Source organism: Trichocoleus sp. FACHB-40, assembly GCF_014695915.1.
Classification (GTDB): Bacteria; Cyanobacteriota; Cyanobacteriia; order Cyanobacteriales; family FACHB-T130; genus Funiculus; species Funiculus sociatus.
The window spans coordinates 1-15501 of record NZ_JACJPF010000027.1; the positions used below are offsets into that span (position 1 = coordinate 1).

Consider the following 15501-nt stretch of genomic DNA (forward strand, 5'->3'; position numbering starts at 1 on the left):
GCCACTCATCACAAGTTATTGGGCTTAGTGAAAGCGGTTCGCCCGCGTCATCGAGAGATTGATGCTCTTACTGGTATCATCTGGGCATCCGCTCCTTAAGTTGACACCAGTGGGCACTGCCGTGTCCCTACAGAAGTTCACGAATCATTTAGGATTGCTATATGAATCCAGGAACTCGTTCTTCTTTGAATCCAAAATCCTTACATCGAAAATCTCAAATCAGCCTCTTCAGCTCTTTTTTAGGTTGCACTTTTGTGCAATAGCGAGTACATAGTTGTGCGATCACCTTGGCTAACCTCTGCTATCAAGTATGCACAGAAGGTGAATGTATTTTTTAGATTATTTCTTTATTGTTTTAATTAGTTAAATCTTTTTGATTTAATCTTTACTTCAATTGTCAATAGACAATCCTATTTGAGGCGAAAACCATGAAACTCTCATATCGCGGTGTGACTTACTCATACAATCCCCCAGAAGTTGAAACCACTTTAGGTGAAGTCGGTGGGAAGTATCGGGGATTAGATTGGAGATTCCGCAATTTGGGAAAGCCACCAGTGCTGCAACCAACGGTTAATTTGAAGTATCGCGGCGTTTACTATCAAACTGGCACAACGCCAACCTCTAACAGCACTCATCTGACAAAAACTCCGGCTTTCTCTACTCAAGAGAAGGCGCGATCGCTAATGCACAATCAGAAGCGGACGCTCAAAAATCGTCAGCAATCCATGCTGTACCGTGCTGCGGCAGAACTTGGCTTGGCGACTCATCCAAACGAAGTAAAATCATGCTTAAATTCAACTTCCAACTGACTGCCTTAGCATTTTTAACACTAATTGCAGCTAGCTCCACTGTGCCAGCCGTTGCTACTCAAGATCAAAGCCCAGCCGAACAACTATGTCGGCTAAGACCAGGTATTCAACCTGTTTGCACAGTGTTGGTAACTGCCCCAAATGGAGTCGTCATCCGCTCTGGCCCTGGTTCTAATTATCGAAGAATCGGTGTCATCCCTTACCAACATGATGTCAACGTCAGAGTAACCTCCTCTTCTGGCAAATGGGTAAAGCTTGCTGCTCGTCCTGGTTGGATTCATTATCGCTACCTGCAAATGGCTGGGGACTGAAATACGCTCTCGTGGGGGAGAAAGAGCCTCACTGTCACCAAGGACAATCTAGCTCGAAACGCTTGCCCTTGTCAGTGTGACTTAAAGGATAAGCTGTGATTCGTTGCTCTGAAACTCAAGCCTATAGAGGTTAGAGGGAATGACCCCCTGGTTCAACAGAACCTTGATAAATTTTATCCACCCTTGAAAGGGTAACTCGAAGTTTTCCGGTGGGGTGGGGGTTGAGGAAAAGGGCAAAGCAAGTCTTTTTTATAAGGGGCTGCATCCTGCGAGTGCGAATTGCAAACCACTTAATTAGTGCCTTTTTTCCTGAAGAATACCACGCTTGACGATAAGTTGCAGCTTTAACTCAAGGAACTTGCGTGGTCTAAATGAAATGTCTGTTGAAGAATGAAAACAACGAAGTAAATGTCGAGTCAGCGCCTTCGTTGCCTTGAACCCAACTCATACCAATTCAGGAGGAATCCCATGCTACAGTCAGTCAACGCAGAACGACTTATCTTAGTCACCGGAGCTACAGGCAATCAGGGAAGCGCGATCGCCCGTCATCTTTTGCAACGCGGCAATTTCAAGGTTCGCGCCTTGGTGCGTGACCCAAACAAGCCTGCATCTGTTGCCCTCCAACAAGCAGGCGCAGAACTCGTAGTCGGAGATCTCAATGATCGCGCTTCCCTTGATCGCGCTTTGCAAGGTGCCTACGGTGTTTTTTCGCTACAGATATTTCAAGATGGATTAGACACCGAAATCCGTCAGGGCAAAGCGGTTGCAGACGCGGCTTTGAAGGCGGGCATCGAGCACTTCGTCTACAGTTCGGTAGGTAGCGCCGAACGCAACACGGGTGTTCCGCATTTCGACAGCAAGTTTCAAGTCGAAGAATATATCCGAGCCAGCGAGCTGCCCTACACAATCCTGCGACCCGTTTTCTTCTTCTACAATTACAACATGATGCGCCCGATGGTTGAAACCGGAACGCTCTTTCAGCCATTGAGTCCTGAGACGAAGTTGCAGCAGCTTTCTGAAGAAGATTATGGGGAGATGGTCACTGATGTATTCGATCGCCCGGCAGACTTCATGAAGGGCGAAATTGAACTTGCCAGTGTGGACATGACCATGCCGGAAATCGCTGCTGCGTTCAGCCGTGTTTTAGGAAAAACCGTCCAATACCAACAAATTTCTTTTGAAGCGCTTGAGCAGCAAATTGGAGAGGAATTAACTATGATGTTTCGCTGGTTTGAGAACGTCGGCTACGCAGCGGATTTAGCACAGTTGAAACGCGATTTTTCTGCCCCGACGGACTTTGAATCTTATTTGCGCGACCACGGCTGGCAAAACCAACCAGAAGCGCATCCAATGTCGGGTCGATGATTCTTTGAAACCACTAAATATAAGAGACAGCCACTGAATCAGGGTCTTTTTTCCTGAAAAATACCACGCTTCACCATAAGTTGCAGCTTTAACTCAAAGAACTTGCATGGTCTAAATGGAATGTCTGTTGAAGAATGAGAACAACGAGGTAAATGTCGAGTTAGCGCCTTCGTTTGCCTTGAACCACCTAACCCATTACATTCATTGAAAAGGTGAAAGGGGCTGTACTTCCGAATGTTGGGCTACAGTTTTTGAAAAAAACTGGTGAGGCTATGCAAGTACTTGTGAATAGAACGACTCAAGGATAAAGCTATGAGAACAGGGATAAATCGGCAGTTACGCTTGGCATCTCGTCCTGTTGGTGACATCAAGGAAAGCGATTTTGAGTATCGAGAAGAACCAATCCCCAACCCTCAAGAAGGTGAGATATTGGTGCGGACTATCTATCTTTCGCTAGACCCGACCAATCGCATTTGGATGAGCGACATGGAGCAGTATATGCCTCCTGTTGAAATGGGGGAAGTCATGCGCGGCGGTATTATCGGTGTGGTTGAAGAGTCTAAGAATCCCAATTTTAAACAGGGAGATTTGGTTTCGGGTCTGCTGGGTTGGCAAGATTATGCACTTGCTGAAGGGAACAGTGGCTTTTCTCTCACGCGATTACCTGACCCTTTGCCCTGTCCGCTTACGGCATTTATGGGGCCGCTGGGAGCTACGGGTTGCACGGCTTATTTTGGGCTTTTGGACATAGGGCAGCCAAAAGAAGGAGAAACTGTGGTCGTGTCAGCAGCAGCAGGAGCAGTTGGTTCCATTGTTGGACAAATTGCCCAGATTAAGGGCTGTCGTGTAGTGGGTATAACTGGCTCTGATGAGAAATGCCGCTGGCTTGTTGAAGAACTTGGGTTTGATGCAGCGATTAACTATAAAACCGTTGACTTGGAAAGCGCGATCGCTCAAGCCTGTCCCAATGGAATTGATGTTTATTTCGATAATGTTGGTGGTTCTATTCTTGATGCCGTGCTGACCAAAATTAATCTGCACGCACGTATTCCTCTATGCGGTTTAATCTCAACTTACAATGCAACAGAACCTGTTCCCGGCCCTTATAATTACAGCCAGATTCTGACAAAGCGTGTTCGTGTGCAGGGGTTTATTATCCTCGATTATATTCCCCAATGGTCTGAAGCGATAAGCGACCTTGGACAGTGGCTCAATCAGGGAAAAATTAAATATGCTCTGGAGGTTGTCGATGGTTTGGAAAATGCACCGAAAGCAATCCTAAAACTTTTCGACGGCAACAAGAAGGGAAAACTGGTCGTTAAAGTTTCAGAGGAACCTAGCTAGTTACGCCAGATTGGCTGTGGAATTTTTCGAGTGTGGTAGGTGAGGTGCGAGCACACCTCAATTAAAGAATCCTGGGGCTAATAAACAGCCTAATCATTGAGGCGGCTACCAGAGTTTGCCGACATACCTTCAGCCTGCCTCTTGTTCAAGAAACGCTACAGTGTTCAAGTTTTTTTGCTTACCCCTTGCCTCAACATTGGCTGGACTGATGCCGAAGCGATCGCATAAATCCCGCTGGCTAATGCCCTCATCTAGTGGTAGGGCAAAACGAGTCTTTTTTATAGAACCCATTTGAGATCTATTCCTGAAACTAAAAGCCTTGCAGCTAGCTGGTTTTATCCCTGTTCTTGCAAAAAACAGTCTTGTTAAGCAGGCTCTATCATTGATCGCAAAGTAACGGCTTACTTCAAAGCCAAGCACCCCAGCAAAAGATGTCAAATGGGTTCTATAAGGGGCTGCATCCTTTTGTGGAATTGCAAACCACTGAATCAAGGTCTTTTTTCCTGAACAATACCACGCTTGACGATAAGTTGCAGCTTTAACTCAAGGAACTTGCGTGGGCTAAATGGAATGTCTGTTGAAGAATGAGAACAACGAGGTAAATGTCGAGTCAGCGCCTTTGTTCGCATTGAACCCAACCCATACTGATTGAGGAGGAATTCCATGAACACAATCACAACGCAAGATGGCACACAGATTTACTACAAAGATTGGGGTACAGGACAACCCGTTGTCTTCAGCCACGGTTGGCCTCTGAATTGTGATAGTTGGGAAGCTCAAATGCTGTTTCTAGCAGACCACGGGTTTCGAGCGATCGCTCATGATCGTCGGGGACATGGGCGATCGAGCCAGCCCTGGAACGGAAACGATATGGATACCTATGCTGATGATCTCGCGACGCTGATTGAAACGCTAGACCTGAGCGGAGCTACCTTAATTGGTTTCTCTACAGGTGGCGGTGAAGTTGCCCGCTACATCGGTCGCCACGGCACAGCGCGAGTTGCAAAAGCCGCACTGATCTCTGCTGTTCCGCCGCTGATGCTGAAGACAGAGAATAATCCTGACGGACTGCCGATCAAGGTATTCGATGGGCTTCGTGCTGGCTCCCTGACTGACCGATCGCAGCTTTATAAGGAACTCGCTAGCGGCCCCTTCTTCGGCTTCAACCGTCCGGGTGCCAACGTCTCCCCCGGCATGATTGACTGGTTTTGGTTCCAAGGAATGCAGGCAGGACACAAGAACGCATTCGACTGCATCAAGGCATTTTCTGAAACAGATTTCACTGGAGATCTCAAAAAGTTCGACGTACCAACGCTGATCATTCATGGTGATGATGATCAGATCGTGCCAATCGGTGCCGCTGCGATCGCCGCCGCCAAACTGGTGAAGAATGTCACTCTGAAAATCTATCCAGGCGCACCCCACGGTTTAACCGACACGCACAAAGAACAACTCAACAACGACCTTCTATCGTTCCTCAAAAACTGATACCAGACGTTGCTGTGAGACATCTTTCTCAGAGGGATCAACCCCGGTGTAAGCATTGGCAATTATTCGTCGCAAGCATTGTGCCCTGTATTCAACAAAGAGATTCAGCGATCGCCACGAGAAACTGGAATGTTTAATCTGCACCCGTATCAACTTTAAAGCAGAGGTAAGAATGATCACACTTGAGAACAAAGTCGCTTTAGTCACTGGAGCCACGTCAGGAATCGGTAAAGCGACTGCTCTCGCACTGGGAACCGCAGGTGCAAAGGTTGTTTTTTCAGGCAGACGCGACACAGAAGGAGAGGCAACCGCTGCAATGATTCGTCATGCTGGCGCTGAATGTTTATTTGTACGTTCAGATGTATCGAGTGAGGAAGATGTCAAAGCGTTAGTGCAGAAGACAATTGAGACTTACGGACGCCTCGATTGTGCCTTCAATAATGCAGGGATTGATCTACCTCCAAAACCCCTGCATGAACAATTGATCGAAGACTTTGACAAACTCATGGCAATCAACGTGCGGGGACTCTTTTTGTGTATGAAACATGAGATTGGGCAAATGCTGTCTCAAGGATCTGGAGTGATTGTCAACAACTCCTCAGTCGGAGGTTTAGTTTCGTTTCCAGGGGTATCTATTTACAGCGCGAGTAAACATACGGTCATGGGGCTGACACGAGGGGCAGCGCTCGACTATGCCAAACACGGTATTCGGATCAATGCGATTAATCCTGGTTTGATTGCGACTGAGATGACGGATCGCTTCACTGACAAGTTGGGCAGCACGGCAGATGGTTTAGCGTCTATGGTGCCAATGGGACGCATGGGTCAGGCAGAAGAAGTCGCTCAAGCCGTGGTTTTTCTCTGCTCTGATGCTGCCAGCTACATTACTGGCCAACCTCTGGTCGTAGATGGCGGATTCACAGCGGGCTGATCAAGACAATCAAAATCAGGGCTACTATCTCGTCGAGGAGGCGTGGAGCAGTTTCCGCCAAATCCGTTGACGAAAACCCTGAAACCGCCAACATCTCATCCTTTCGCTAGCGGCAGTCGGAGTGAAGCATTCCACCCTAAAAGTGTATCCAGGCGCACCCCACGGTTTAACCGATACGCACAAGGAACAACTCAACAACGACCTTCTATCGTTTCTCAAGGACTAATACCGGACGTTGAGGTGAGACATCTTTCTCAGAGGGATGAACCCCGGTGTAAGCATTGGCAATTATTCGCCGCAAGCATTGTGGACTGTATTCAAAGAGATTCAATTTTAGGAGTAGAACCCATGAAATTAAAGCCTATCAATCAGCAAGTAGTCGCCATCGTTGGCGCTTCTAGTGGAATTGGCAGAGAGACAGCTCTGCGGTTTGCCAAAAAAGGGGCAAAGGTTGTTGTTGCTGCTCGTAGCGAGTCTGGGTTGGCAACGTTGGTGGAAGAGATCAAACAGTTGGGTGGAGAAGCGATCGCCGTCATTGCCGATGTCAGCGAATTTGAACAGGTGAAAGCGATCGCCGATCAGACCATTGCCACTTACGGACGACTCGATACCTGGGTGCATGTCTCTGGAACCAGCGTTGTTGCACCGTTTGACCAAATCACACCGGAAGAATTTAGAAGAGTCATTGATGTCAACCTGAATGGGCAGGCGTATGGCGCAATGGTGGCTCTACCACACCTCAAAAAAGAGGGAGGTGGCGCATTAATTCACGTTTCCTCATTAGCGGCAAGAGTTCCGTTTCCATTACAAAGTCCCTATGCGGCTTCCAAGCACGGCGTAGCAGGCTTTTTAGATTCTATGAGAATTGAATTGCAGTACCAGAAACAGCCGATTAGCGTCACCAATGTGATGCCTGCCATCACGAATACCCCCATTTTCAACAAAATTCGGACGAAGCTGGGAGTAGCGCCTGCTGGATTACCGCCTTACAACAAACCCAGCACCGTTGCCGATGCCATTTTATATGTGGCTGAACACCCTACCCGTGACTTTGTTGTGGGTGATATGGGGCGCATATTAGAGATGCTGCAACGCATTGCCCCGTCGATTGTCGATCGCTTATTTCTCCAGGTTGGCTTTACCGCTCAACTGACAGGTGAGCCAAAATCGGCAGATGCACCCGACAACCTATATGCTCCAATCTCTGGTTACGACACCGTAGAGGGCGATTTCGGTAATTTGAGCGTACCCAGCTTCACGGATTGGCTAGATAGAAACCCGCCGTTTAAGTGGGGCGCGCTCACAGTAGTTGCTGCCTGCGGATTGATTGCCATGCTGGGGGGTATTTCAGGCTAAAAACCGTGTTGTTATGGTGTCGCAACTGAAGGCATGACGATTGGTTCCACGCTGATTGACCCCTGTAGCGTTGGCGACCTGCGGTTGCGATCGCCTAACCCACTCGATGGTAGGTTTCAATTTTCTCTTACTGCCAACTCAATGCCAACAACATTTTGGAGAGAACGACTATGAAAGGTTACGGGTCAACGGGGCTTGAAGGCATACTTCAGAAAAGCTACACAGTTAAGATCAGCGAGTACATTGGCAGCGGCTGGAAAACATTCAAGAAAAATCCTGGTGGGTTTGTTGGCTTTACACTTGTGGCTATCTTGATTAACATTGCGATCGCCATAGTTAGCCAATCTGTCCCTCTGGAGTCATTCATCAGTCTCTTAATTTCTGGTCCTTTAAATGCAGGATTTTTAATCGTGGCATTTAAACTTTTGAAAAATCGAGCCACAACGTTTGGTGATTTCTTCAGGGGTTTCAATAACTACCTGCCGCTTTTCCTGGTCAGTCTCGTTTCTAGCGTAGTGATTGCTATTGGGTTTTTACTGCTTATCATTCCTAGTATTTACCTGGCAGTCGCCTACATCTTTGCACTGCCCTTAGTACTCGAAAAGAAGATGAGCTTCTGGGATGGGATGGAGTTGAGCCGCAAGCTGATTTCCAAACAGTGGTTCTCTTTTCTTGGCTTTGCTTTGGTGTTAGTACTACTAAATCTAGCGGGTGTTTTGCTGCTGGGTGTGGGTCTGCTAGTGACGATTCCGATCAGTACTTGCGCGATCGCTGCCGCCTATGCAGACATCGTGGGTTTACAACCTAGCAGTGCTGATTTTAGAAGCGAGGTTAGTACCTGAGTGTCTTTGCTGGGCAAAGCTGCTTAAAGAAGGTGGATAGTTTTTGACCAATTGCCTTCTTCATCTACGCCACTCGATGGTAGGTTTCAATTTTCTCTAGCGTTGCTGAATACGGGTATGATTTCCCAAAATTTAGAACCAGCCTTCGAGGTTCCAGCAATAGCTTCATATCTGCATTCAGCAACACCTTGTTTACAGCACTACCGTTCTTACAGCACCTTGCAGAAAAGCGATTGCCTTAACTCAGCGCTTAACTAGCGGATCTTGAGTGGTGCAATTTGGAGAAGTTTTGCAAACTGAGTTCGTGTCACAACAGCTTACGCCATAAGTTATTTAAGAGAAAAGCCATGAACGAAACAATCTCTGTCAATGCCAAAGCTAAATTAGTTCAGCCTGGTAAGGGTTCCACATATTTAGTGCTGGGTGACTTATACACCTTTCTCGCTGTGGGAGAAGATACGGGCGGAACCTATTCGTTATACGAGATAGTGATGCAACCGCAAAGCACTACACCACTTCACAGTCACGACCAAGCGGCTGAATCCCACTATATTCTTGAGGGTGAGGTTGGGTATCAGTTTGACGAACAAACTACTGTCGCAACTCAAGGAACCTACCTCTCCTTTCCCAAAGGTTTGCGCCACAGTTTCAAAAACGTCGGGTCAAAGCCCGCTAAAGTGTTGGTGATAGCTACACCTTCTGGACCTGAGCAGTTTTTTGCAGAAGTAGGTCAGCTAGTGAACCTGCCAATGAACCCTGAACAAGAGCGCAATCAAAACCGCTCCCCTAGTCCCGCCGACATCGAAAAAGCCGTTGAAATCGCTTCAACGAACTATGGGATAAAATTTGACGTTGCTGAATGACGGAATGATTTCTTCTGATTAAAGATGAAAAATCAGGAACTCCAGCCGCCAATTCATCCCTATGGTCAGCAACGCCTTTTCTCTTACTACCAACTCAATGCCAACAACATTAAAACAGGTTATGAACATTAACTCACGAACTGATGTTTTTGATATCATCATCGTCGGTGGCGGCCCAGCAGGTTTGACTGCTGCCTTGATGCTCGGACGAGCCTGCAAACGGGTCTTGGTCTGCGATGCTGGAAAGCCACGCAATCAAGTTGCTCATGCTGCTCATGGTTTCTTTTCTAGAGATGGAATTTCACCTGCACAACTGCTGCAAATTGGACGAGAGCAATTGCGTTCTTATGATGGTGTTGAAATTCAGGTGGGTGAAGTGGTCGATGCTCAAAAATTGGGCGATCGCTTTCAAGTGATCCTGAATAATGGCAACCAATTTGTGGGTCGCAAACTACTACTAGCCACGGGTATGAAAGATTCACTTCCGGCAATTGATGGATTTGCAAAACTCTGGGGTAGCAGCATTTTCCACTGTCCTTACTGTCATGGTTGGGAAGTGCGAGATCAACCTTTAGCGATTTATGGCAGAGGTGAGGTAGGACTTGAAATGACATTCATGCTGACCGGCTGGAGCCGCGATTTAGTGTTGTGTTCAGATGGTTCTGCCGAATTAACTCATGAGCAACGACAGCAGTTATCAAATTGGGGGGTTCAGCTACGCGAAGAAAAAATTGCTCGACTCGAACATCAAGACGACAAACTAACAGGGATTGTCTTTACTAACAATGAAGTGCTGCCCCGTCGCGGTATTTTGCTGCGCCCTCGATCATATCAGCACAGTCATCTAGCCGCAAAGTTAGGTTGTAAACTTGGCAGCGATGACATTGTACAAGTGGATGAGAGTAAGCAAACCTCGATTCCTGGACTCTATGCGGTGGGCGATGTGTCTAGCCCTTATTCACAGATCGCCGTAGCAGTCGCGAGTGGGACGCTCGCTGCTGTGGCCATCAATCACACTTTGACTGAAGAAAATCTGGTTCAGCTTAGGTAAATCAGCGATAAGGAGCTATGAGTCATGTTAGCATCAAAGACTTTTGCATCAAATCAACAATTTATTAATGCTTGGACTTACTTCGCCAGTACATGCCCTGAAGGAGAAGTTTTAGAAGCGAATGAATTAGTCATCACCTGGAGCGGTACAGACAATTTCTTTATCAATGCTGTCTTTCTTGCTAAATCCGTCTACGACGAGGCTGAGCTAGAAGCAAAAATAAAAGTGGCTTGCGATTATGCTAAAAAGCGCAATCAGCCCTGGTGGATGGTAGTTGCTGAAGATTCAGTACCAGAGTTCCTTCGTCAGAGACTCGATGAAGTCTTTGCTCGACAGGCGCTTGTTCCCTTACTCAGGATGGCTGGTATGGCTACTGAGCAACTGCTTCCTTCGACAACACATAACTCGAAATTAAACTGTGTTAGTGTGAATAACTTGGAGATGAGACGAGCTGTCGCTGACATTAATGCGATTAGTTCTAATCTTCCTCCTGCACCTTTTCGCGAAGCTTTAGAACTTGATAGATTTTGGCAAGAAACGGTATTCGGTACACTCGGTTTTGTGGAAAATCAACCCGTATCAACGGCGATAACGTTTCTGATAAACGATGAATTTTATCTAGGATTGGTTGCAACGTTAACGGATTACAGAAATCACGGTTATGCTGAAGCCGTTATTCGGCACTCTTTAGAACAGGCAGAGCAACGCTATGGCAAAAAACGTACTGCTTTGCATGCAACTCCTGCTGGCTTTCCGGTGTATCGAAGAATGGGCTATCAACCAACTGCTTATTTTAGGACTTATACCTGTTGAATAAAAACTAACGGATGTGAAGTTGCTAGAGAAACTGCCTGAGGGCATGCAATATATGTCATGTAATCTAGCATCAGGAAAGATTGTCATCACAATTCAACCCAAACTATTCTGAAAAGTCTTCTTCGGACAGATAACACAGAATCAACAATTATGGGCTGAAAATTGCTCGTCAAGGATTGGTTTTTATGAGGAGCAAGCTAAAGGATAAGCGAGATTTGAAATGGCGCAACATATTACAGGCTGGAGTCGCGATTTAATTCTCTTTCAATTAATCCTGGGATATTTCCGATATGTTTTTCAGGCTTGCCATAGCTGTTATCACCGCAGTGTTGATTATTGCAACCTCAATTATGTTTCCGGGAATTACCACAGAGGTAGTAGTGAAACCTCAAGTGCCGGGTGTCTATCAATTCGAGTTAGGCGATTTCACAATTACCGCCCTCAGCGACGGCACGGTGCCACTGGATCTGCATCCCATCCTGACCAATACGAACCAGGCAGAAGTCGATCGCTTCCTGCATCAAAGCTTCCTGAAAAACCCTGTTGAAGCTTCGATCAATGTCTTTCTCATCGATACTGGAGACAAGCAGGTATTAGTAGACACAGGTTCAGGGGAATTGTTTGGGGAACTAGCCGGCAAGCTACCGCAGTCGTTGCAGGCAGCAGGCTATACAGCCGACGAGATCGATATTGTTCTCATTACTCATATCCATACCGATCACAGCGGTGGTTTGGTTGTAGGGGGTCAACCCATGTTTCCTGCTGCTACGGTCTATGTCGGCAAACCCGATATTGATTTTTGGCTTAACCCTGCTAATGCAAAGCGATCGCCAGACTATCAAAGATATTTCAACGAAGCAGTTAAGACAGTCAAACCCTATCTGGATAGGGGCAAGCTGAAGCCGTTTTCGGGCGAGACGGTGATTGTACCTGGGATTACCGCACGCCCCACACCAGGACATACACCCGGACACAGTTTCTTTTTAGTGGAAAGCCAGGGCGAGAGTATCGAGTTTTGGGGCGATATTGTGCACGTCGCCTCGGTTCAATTTCCGAAGCCCGAAATCACGATCGACTTTGACGTTGATCCTAATGCCGCAGCAGCGCAACGGGCGAAACAATTTGCTGATGCAGAAACATCCCGTCGTCTCGTCGCAGCCGCTCATGTGTCTTTTCCAGGAGTCGGTCATATTCGTGCGGGCAATCAGGGCTATGTCTGGGTGCCTGTGGACTATCGCTGGCGTGAACAATGAGGTTGTGTCGCTAGTGCAGTGCGCCGAGCAAAGTGCCAGCAGCCAGTAGGACATCTACGCAGCGAAATTCATTGGCGATCGCACATTCAGGTTTCACTTGTTCTTACAGAGGAACTATATCTCAAAATTATCGAGATTAATTCCTCGAAGGCTTTACACCGCTGTGGGTACGGTGAAGATCCATGGTCGCAATATTTTAACTAAATACAAAATTTTATGAAACCTCAACTCCGAAATTTATTAATCAGTGAGTGTAGCTCTAGCTGCTCACAACTTCAGTTCAAGGTACATGATTCAAGTGATTAAAAAAGCTTGGCTTTACACATTTGGCTTGTTTTTACTGACTGTTTTACTGATTGTTGGTTGCACAAGCATTAACTCTAGTAATAGAGAATACACTCCCAACAACCAAACAAGTGCGCCGAGCGGGATCACAACATCCGACACTGATCGCACAAACGAATTACGCGATCGCATTGAACAAATCTCTCAGGCTGCTCAAGGGCGTGTAGGGGTGAAAGCCACAGTGCTAGAAACCGAAGAGTCAGTGACTCTGAATGGGAATCAGCGATTTCCGATGCTAAGCGTTTACAAATTTCCCATTGCAATGGCTGTTCTGGCTCAAGTAGACCAAGGAAAACTGAAGCTAGATCAGAAAATTCGTGTTGAAAACAGCGATGTCGTCCAGGGTAGTCGGATTCTAGATGAGAAATCACAGGGAATGGAATTTAGTCTGGCTGAACTATTGAAGTACACGCTTTCTGAAAGTGATAATACGGCTTCTGATGTACTGTTACGACTCGTTGGTGAACCCAGGATTGTGACGGAGTATTTGCGTAGTCTTGGCGTAAACGATATTGTTGTTGTCAACACGGAGAAGGAGCTAGCGCAAGACCCAGCAGTGCAGTATCGTAACTATGCAACACCTGATGCTGCCGTCGTTTTGTTACGCACCTTTCATGAGGGAAAAGGGCTTTCAAAATCTAGTCAAGCTTTATTGCTGCAATTGATAACAGAGACAACTACAGGTCCAAAGCGCATTAAAGGACTGTTGCCTGATGGGACAGTTGTGGCGCACAAAACGGGGACTTCAGCTACTGTGAATGGAGTGACGGCTGCAACCAATGATGTGGGACTCGTGACGCTCCCGAATGGACAACATATGGCGATCGCAGTTTTTGTTTCAGATTCTAAGACAAACGATGCGATACGCGAGGAAGTCATCGCAAAAGTGACGAAGGCAGCATGGGACGAATGGAGCAAATAGGCATGAAAGGTTATAGCGAACCGTTTTGTTAGTGTTTGAAAATCTCGCTCAATTGCGATCGCAACCATTCATGAGCAGGATCGCGCTGTTTTTGTTCAGTCCATATCATTTGCAATTCTGGTGGTGCGCCTCCGATGGGTAATTCAACAATATGCAACTGCTCTAAATAGAGGTTCTTTTGCAAAATTCTTGCAGGGATTGCGGCAATCGAATCAGACTTTGCAATCAATTTAGGTACTAAAGTAAATTGATTGATCGTTAGCATAATCCGCTGTTTGAGTCCCTGCTCCCGGAGTTGTTCATCAATAGACCTCCTGCATGAATATGTCAGATAACAAATTATTTGTCGCTAAACACATTAGTGTCGTTAATCCAAAAACCTTTCAAATCTTTTACGATAGGGGCTTTGGATCAAGTAAAATTTTAGTAGAAATCCTTCTGTGACCCATAAATTGTTTTGACTTCAGCTTTTCATTATCCAGATATATCTAAAGTTTAGTAGTGATAGAAGCGCCCAATGAGAACAATTTGTTAGGCTCTTCAGTACTTAGTATCCTAATTCAATAATTAAAATGCCAAGTAAGCAAACATCTAATTCGGTAATTTTCAAAATTCCTAAACCCATAAGCAGAGCGTTTAATCAACTTGAGCTTATTGTTAATACCCTCACCAACACCACTCGTAGTTCGGTTGTCAAAGTAAGCAATAATTTCATCCAACCAACGGATAATAGTGTTCCGACTGTCGGGAAAATATTTATTCGCTCTTGATAGCCATATCCCTAGTCTTAATAATCCCATTAACCAATTATCACTCTGCTCAAAAATATTCCTGATTTCCTCTTTTAATTCATGCCTTATTTTCAGTTCAGGAGATACCTCTTTAACTTGGATAAGTTTATGTTTTTGCTTTTCACTCAGGTCTTCCTCGTTCTTTAGTAAGACATATTTACTTTTGTTTAGTCCCTCTAATATTTGCTCATTTTCTTTTTTGTCTTCTGAGGTTTTTGCTGTTTTAATCAAATCTTCTGTCTTTCGTTTCTCTTGCTTTCTTTGGATATCTAGCTCCTTATTTACTTGTGCCATCACATCGAATCTATCTGCGACTACTTGAGCGAGAGGCATTAGTTCTCTTACTAGATTTTTGTAACCTTTCCACAAATCTATACTTACTTCTTCTATGTTTTCTAAGACCTCTGTACCCCATCCCATCATTACTTGACTAATTTCTGATTGTGTTCTCAATGCTAAAATACCGATTAATTTAGACTTATCTAAGTCTATTAATACTGCACAGTAATTTCCTTTCCCTTTAATTAGCGCTATTTCATCAATTCCTAATCTCTTCAATCCGCTGGGTTTTGATTCCAATAGTTCTGAGGCTGCATCTTCTAACATCCTTTCTATTTCTTCTGTTGTCACCACTCTTTTTTTCGCTACGCTGTGGATATCGTTCTCTAGAACTTCTTGTATAATTTGGGTGGCTAGTCGTTTTGTGTAAGTCCTTCTTTTTCTGATAAAATCTAAGTCTTCGCTAAACGGCTTGCGACATTTTTCACATTTGAATTGTCGCCTGTTAATTTCTAAAAATACTGGTTTTTCTCCCCAAGGTAAATCTTTAACTATATATCAATGATTTTGATGGACTCTATGACTTTTTGTTTGACAACGAGGACACACACTTTCTTTTTCAGGGAGCATCCCGGTTTTGTAAAACTACTATCAAGAGAGGATAATAGGTAGAGCGTCAACAGAAGTGTGAACTGCATTCGTAGGAGGAGCGGCTATGACCCCTGAACAAAAGGA

The 15501-nt window shown here is 45.7% G+C and carries 18 protein-coding genes and 1 pseudogene; 15 read left to right on the forward strand and 4 right to left on the reverse strand.

Features of this window, described 5'->3' with window-relative positions; all coding sequences use genetic code 11:
• Positions 1–428: 428 nt before the first annotated feature.
• From H6F63_RS02250 to H6F63_RS02265, 4 genes are all read left to right on the forward strand, one after another.
• Positions 429–809 (forward strand): DUF4278 domain-containing protein, encoded by a 381-nt coding sequence (locus H6F63_RS02250; RefSeq protein ID WP_190634523.1) that lies wholly within the window; start codon positions 429–431, stop codon positions 807–809.
• Positions 785–1120, forward strand: a complete 336-nt coding sequence (locus tag H6F63_RS02255) for an SH3 domain-containing protein (protein WP_190634526.1) — start codon at positions 785–787, stop codon at positions 1118–1120. Before H6F63_RS02250 ends, H6F63_RS02255 begins: the two co-directional genes overlap by 25 nt.
• A 468-nt stretch (positions 1121–1588) precedes the next feature.
• Positions 1589–2485: an NmrA/HSCARG family protein gene (locus H6F63_RS02260; RefSeq protein ID WP_190634529.1), complete on the forward strand. Its 897-nt coding sequence runs from the start codon at positions 1589–1591 to the stop codon at positions 2483–2485.
• Positions 2486–2797: 312 nt separating this feature from the next.
• Entirely contained in the window at positions 2798–3829 is a 1032-nt protein-coding gene (locus tag H6F63_RS02265) for an NADP-dependent oxidoreductase (protein WP_190634531.1), read from the forward strand.
• A gap of 129 nt (positions 3830–3958) precedes the next feature.
• Here H6F63_RS02265 and H6F63_RS02270 read toward each other — a convergent pair whose 3' ends face one another.
• The gene (locus H6F63_RS02270; RefSeq protein WP_190634533.1) at positions 3959–4120 is read right to left on the reverse strand and encodes a hypothetical protein; all 162 of its coding nucleotides are present in this window, start codon (positions 4118–4120) and stop codon (positions 3959–3961) included.
• 372 nt (positions 4121–4492) lie between these two features.
• On the opposite strand from H6F63_RS02270, the gene H6F63_RS02275 reads away from it, so the two are divergent.
• Positions 4493–5317: an alpha/beta hydrolase gene (locus tag H6F63_RS02275; RefSeq protein ID WP_190634535.1), complete on the forward strand. Its 825-nt coding sequence runs from the start codon at positions 4493–4495 to the stop codon at positions 5315–5317.
• On the opposite strand, the gene H6F63_RS02280 is transcribed toward H6F63_RS02275, so the two are convergent.
• The gene (locus H6F63_RS02280; RefSeq protein ID WP_190634537.1) at positions 5297–5461 is read right to left on the reverse strand and encodes a hypothetical protein; all 165 of its coding nucleotides are present in this window, start codon (positions 5459–5461) and stop codon (positions 5297–5299) included. The genes H6F63_RS02275 and H6F63_RS02280 overlap by 21 nt on opposite strands.
• A gap of 28 nt (positions 5462–5489) precedes the next feature.
• On the opposite strand from H6F63_RS02280, the gene H6F63_RS02285 reads away from it, so the two are divergent.
• The 10 genes and pseudogenes from H6F63_RS02285 (at position 5490) to bla (ending at position 13696) form a co-directional block, all read left to right on the forward strand.
• Positions 5490–6248 carry an SDR family oxidoreductase gene (locus tag H6F63_RS02285; RefSeq protein ID WP_190634539.1) on the forward strand — a complete coding sequence of 253 codons (759 nt, stop codon included), beginning with the start codon at positions 5490–5492 and terminating at the stop codon, positions 6246–6248.
• A 121-nt stretch (positions 6249–6369) separates the two neighbouring features.
• A pseudogene (locus tag H6F63_RS30845) lies at positions 6370–6474 on the forward strand (alpha/beta hydrolase); the annotation flags it as partial.
• Positions 6475–6596: 122 nt separating this feature from the next.
• Complete coding sequence (locus H6F63_RS02295; RefSeq protein WP_190634542.1) at positions 6597–7604, forward strand: SDR family oxidoreductase; 1008 nt, start codon at positions 6597–6599, stop codon at positions 7602–7604.
• A 33-nt stretch (positions 7605–7637) separates the two neighbouring features.
• A complete protein-coding gene (locus H6F63_RS02300) occupies positions 7638–7778 on the forward strand; it encodes a hypothetical protein (protein ID WP_190634544.1) in 141 nt (46 codons plus the stop codon).
• Complete coding sequence (locus tag H6F63_RS02305) at positions 7775–8446, forward strand: hypothetical protein (RefSeq protein ID WP_190634545.1); 672 nt, start codon at positions 7775–7777, stop codon at positions 8444–8446. Before H6F63_RS02300 ends, H6F63_RS02305 begins: the two co-directional genes overlap by 4 nt.
• Positions 8447–8793: 347 nt before the next feature.
• Positions 8794–9309: a cupin domain-containing protein gene (locus H6F63_RS02310; protein ID WP_190634548.1), complete on the forward strand. Its 516-nt coding sequence runs from the start codon at positions 8794–8796 to the stop codon at positions 9307–9309.
• Positions 9310–9430: 121 nt separating this feature from the next.
• Positions 9431–10360, forward strand: a complete 930-nt coding sequence (locus tag H6F63_RS02315; protein ID WP_199297568.1) for an NAD(P)/FAD-dependent oxidoreductase — start codon at positions 9431–9433, stop codon at positions 10358–10360.
• A gap of 24 nt (positions 10361–10384) precedes the next feature.
• The gene (locus H6F63_RS02320; protein ID WP_190634552.1) at positions 10385–11173 is read left to right on the forward strand and encodes a GNAT family N-acetyltransferase; all 789 of its coding nucleotides are present in this window, start codon (positions 10385–10387) and stop codon (positions 11171–11173) included.
• A gap of 293 nt (positions 11174–11466) precedes the next feature.
• On the forward strand, positions 11467–12429 hold the full coding sequence (locus tag H6F63_RS02325; RefSeq protein WP_190634554.1) for an MBL fold metallo-hydrolase: 963 nt from the start codon (positions 11467–11469) through the stop codon (positions 12427–12429).
• A 289-nt stretch (positions 12430–12718) separates the two neighbouring features.
• On the forward strand, positions 12719–13696 hold the full coding sequence (gene bla, locus H6F63_RS02330; protein ID WP_190634556.1) for a class A beta-lactamase, subclass A2: 978 nt from the start codon (positions 12719–12721) through the stop codon (positions 13694–13696).
• Between the two features lie 28 nt (positions 13697–13724).
• Here bla and H6F63_RS02335 read toward each other — a convergent pair whose 3' ends face one another.
• Both H6F63_RS02335 and H6F63_RS02340 read right to left on the reverse strand, forming a co-directional pair.
• Positions 13725–14039, reverse strand: a complete 315-nt coding sequence (locus tag H6F63_RS02335; protein WP_190634559.1) for a LysR substrate-binding domain-containing protein — start codon at positions 14037–14039, stop codon at positions 13725–13727.
• A 217-nt stretch (positions 14040–14256) separates the two neighbouring features.
• The gene (locus H6F63_RS02340) at positions 14257–15321 is read right to left on the reverse strand and encodes an ISL3 family transposase (protein WP_347276760.1); all 1065 of its coding nucleotides are present in this window, start codon (positions 15319–15321) and stop codon (positions 14257–14259) included.
• Positions 15322–15501 lie beyond the last annotated feature (180 nt).

What these genes read in the sequence shown, in the direction of transcription:
- H6F63_RS02250 (WP_190634523.1), top strand. Translation starts at nt 429, where the DNA reads ATGAAACTCTCATATCGCGGTGTGACTTACTCATACAATCCCCCAGAA.
- H6F63_RS02255 (WP_190634526.1), top strand. Translation starts at nt 785, where the DNA reads ATGCTTAAATTCAACTTCCAACTGACTGCCTTAGCATTTTTAACACTA.
- H6F63_RS02260 (WP_190634529.1), top strand. Translation starts at nt 1,589, where the DNA reads ATGCTACAGTCAGTCAACGCAGAACGACTTATCTTAGTCACCGGAGCT.
- H6F63_RS02265 (WP_190634531.1), top strand. Translation starts at nt 2,798, where the DNA reads ATGAGAACAGGGATAAATCGGCAGTTACGCTTGGCATCTCGTCCTGTT.
- H6F63_RS02270 (WP_190634533.1), bottom strand. Translation starts at nt 4,120, where the DNA reads ATGGGTTCTATAAAAAAGACTCGTTTTGCCCTACCACTAGATGAGGGC.
- H6F63_RS02275 (WP_190634535.1), top strand. Translation starts at nt 4,493, where the DNA reads ATGAACACAATCACAACGCAAGATGGCACACAGATTTACTACAAAGAT.
- H6F63_RS02285 (WP_190634539.1), top strand. Translation starts at nt 5,490, where the DNA reads ATGATCACACTTGAGAACAAAGTCGCTTTAGTCACTGGAGCCACGTCA.
- H6F63_RS02295 (WP_190634542.1), top strand. Translation starts at nt 6,597, where the DNA reads ATGAAATTAAAGCCTATCAATCAGCAAGTAGTCGCCATCGTTGGCGCT.
- H6F63_RS02300 (WP_190634544.1), top strand. Translation starts at nt 7,638, where the DNA reads ATGACGATTGGTTCCACGCTGATTGACCCCTGTAGCGTTGGCGACCTG.
- H6F63_RS02305 (WP_190634545.1), top strand. Translation starts at nt 7,775, where the DNA reads ATGAAAGGTTACGGGTCAACGGGGCTTGAAGGCATACTTCAGAAAAGC.
- H6F63_RS02310 (WP_190634548.1), top strand. Translation starts at nt 8,794, where the DNA reads ATGAACGAAACAATCTCTGTCAATGCCAAAGCTAAATTAGTTCAGCCT.
- H6F63_RS02315 (WP_199297568.1), top strand. Translation starts at nt 9,431, where the DNA reads ATGAACATTAACTCACGAACTGATGTTTTTGATATCATCATCGTCGGT.
- H6F63_RS02320 (WP_190634552.1), top strand. Translation starts at nt 10,385, where the DNA reads ATGTTAGCATCAAAGACTTTTGCATCAAATCAACAATTTATTAATGCT.
- H6F63_RS02325 (WP_190634554.1), top strand. Translation starts at nt 11,467, where the DNA reads ATGTTTTTCAGGCTTGCCATAGCTGTTATCACCGCAGTGTTGATTATT.
- bla (WP_190634556.1), top strand. Translation starts at nt 12,719, where the DNA reads ATGATTCAAGTGATTAAAAAAGCTTGGCTTTACACATTTGGCTTGTTT.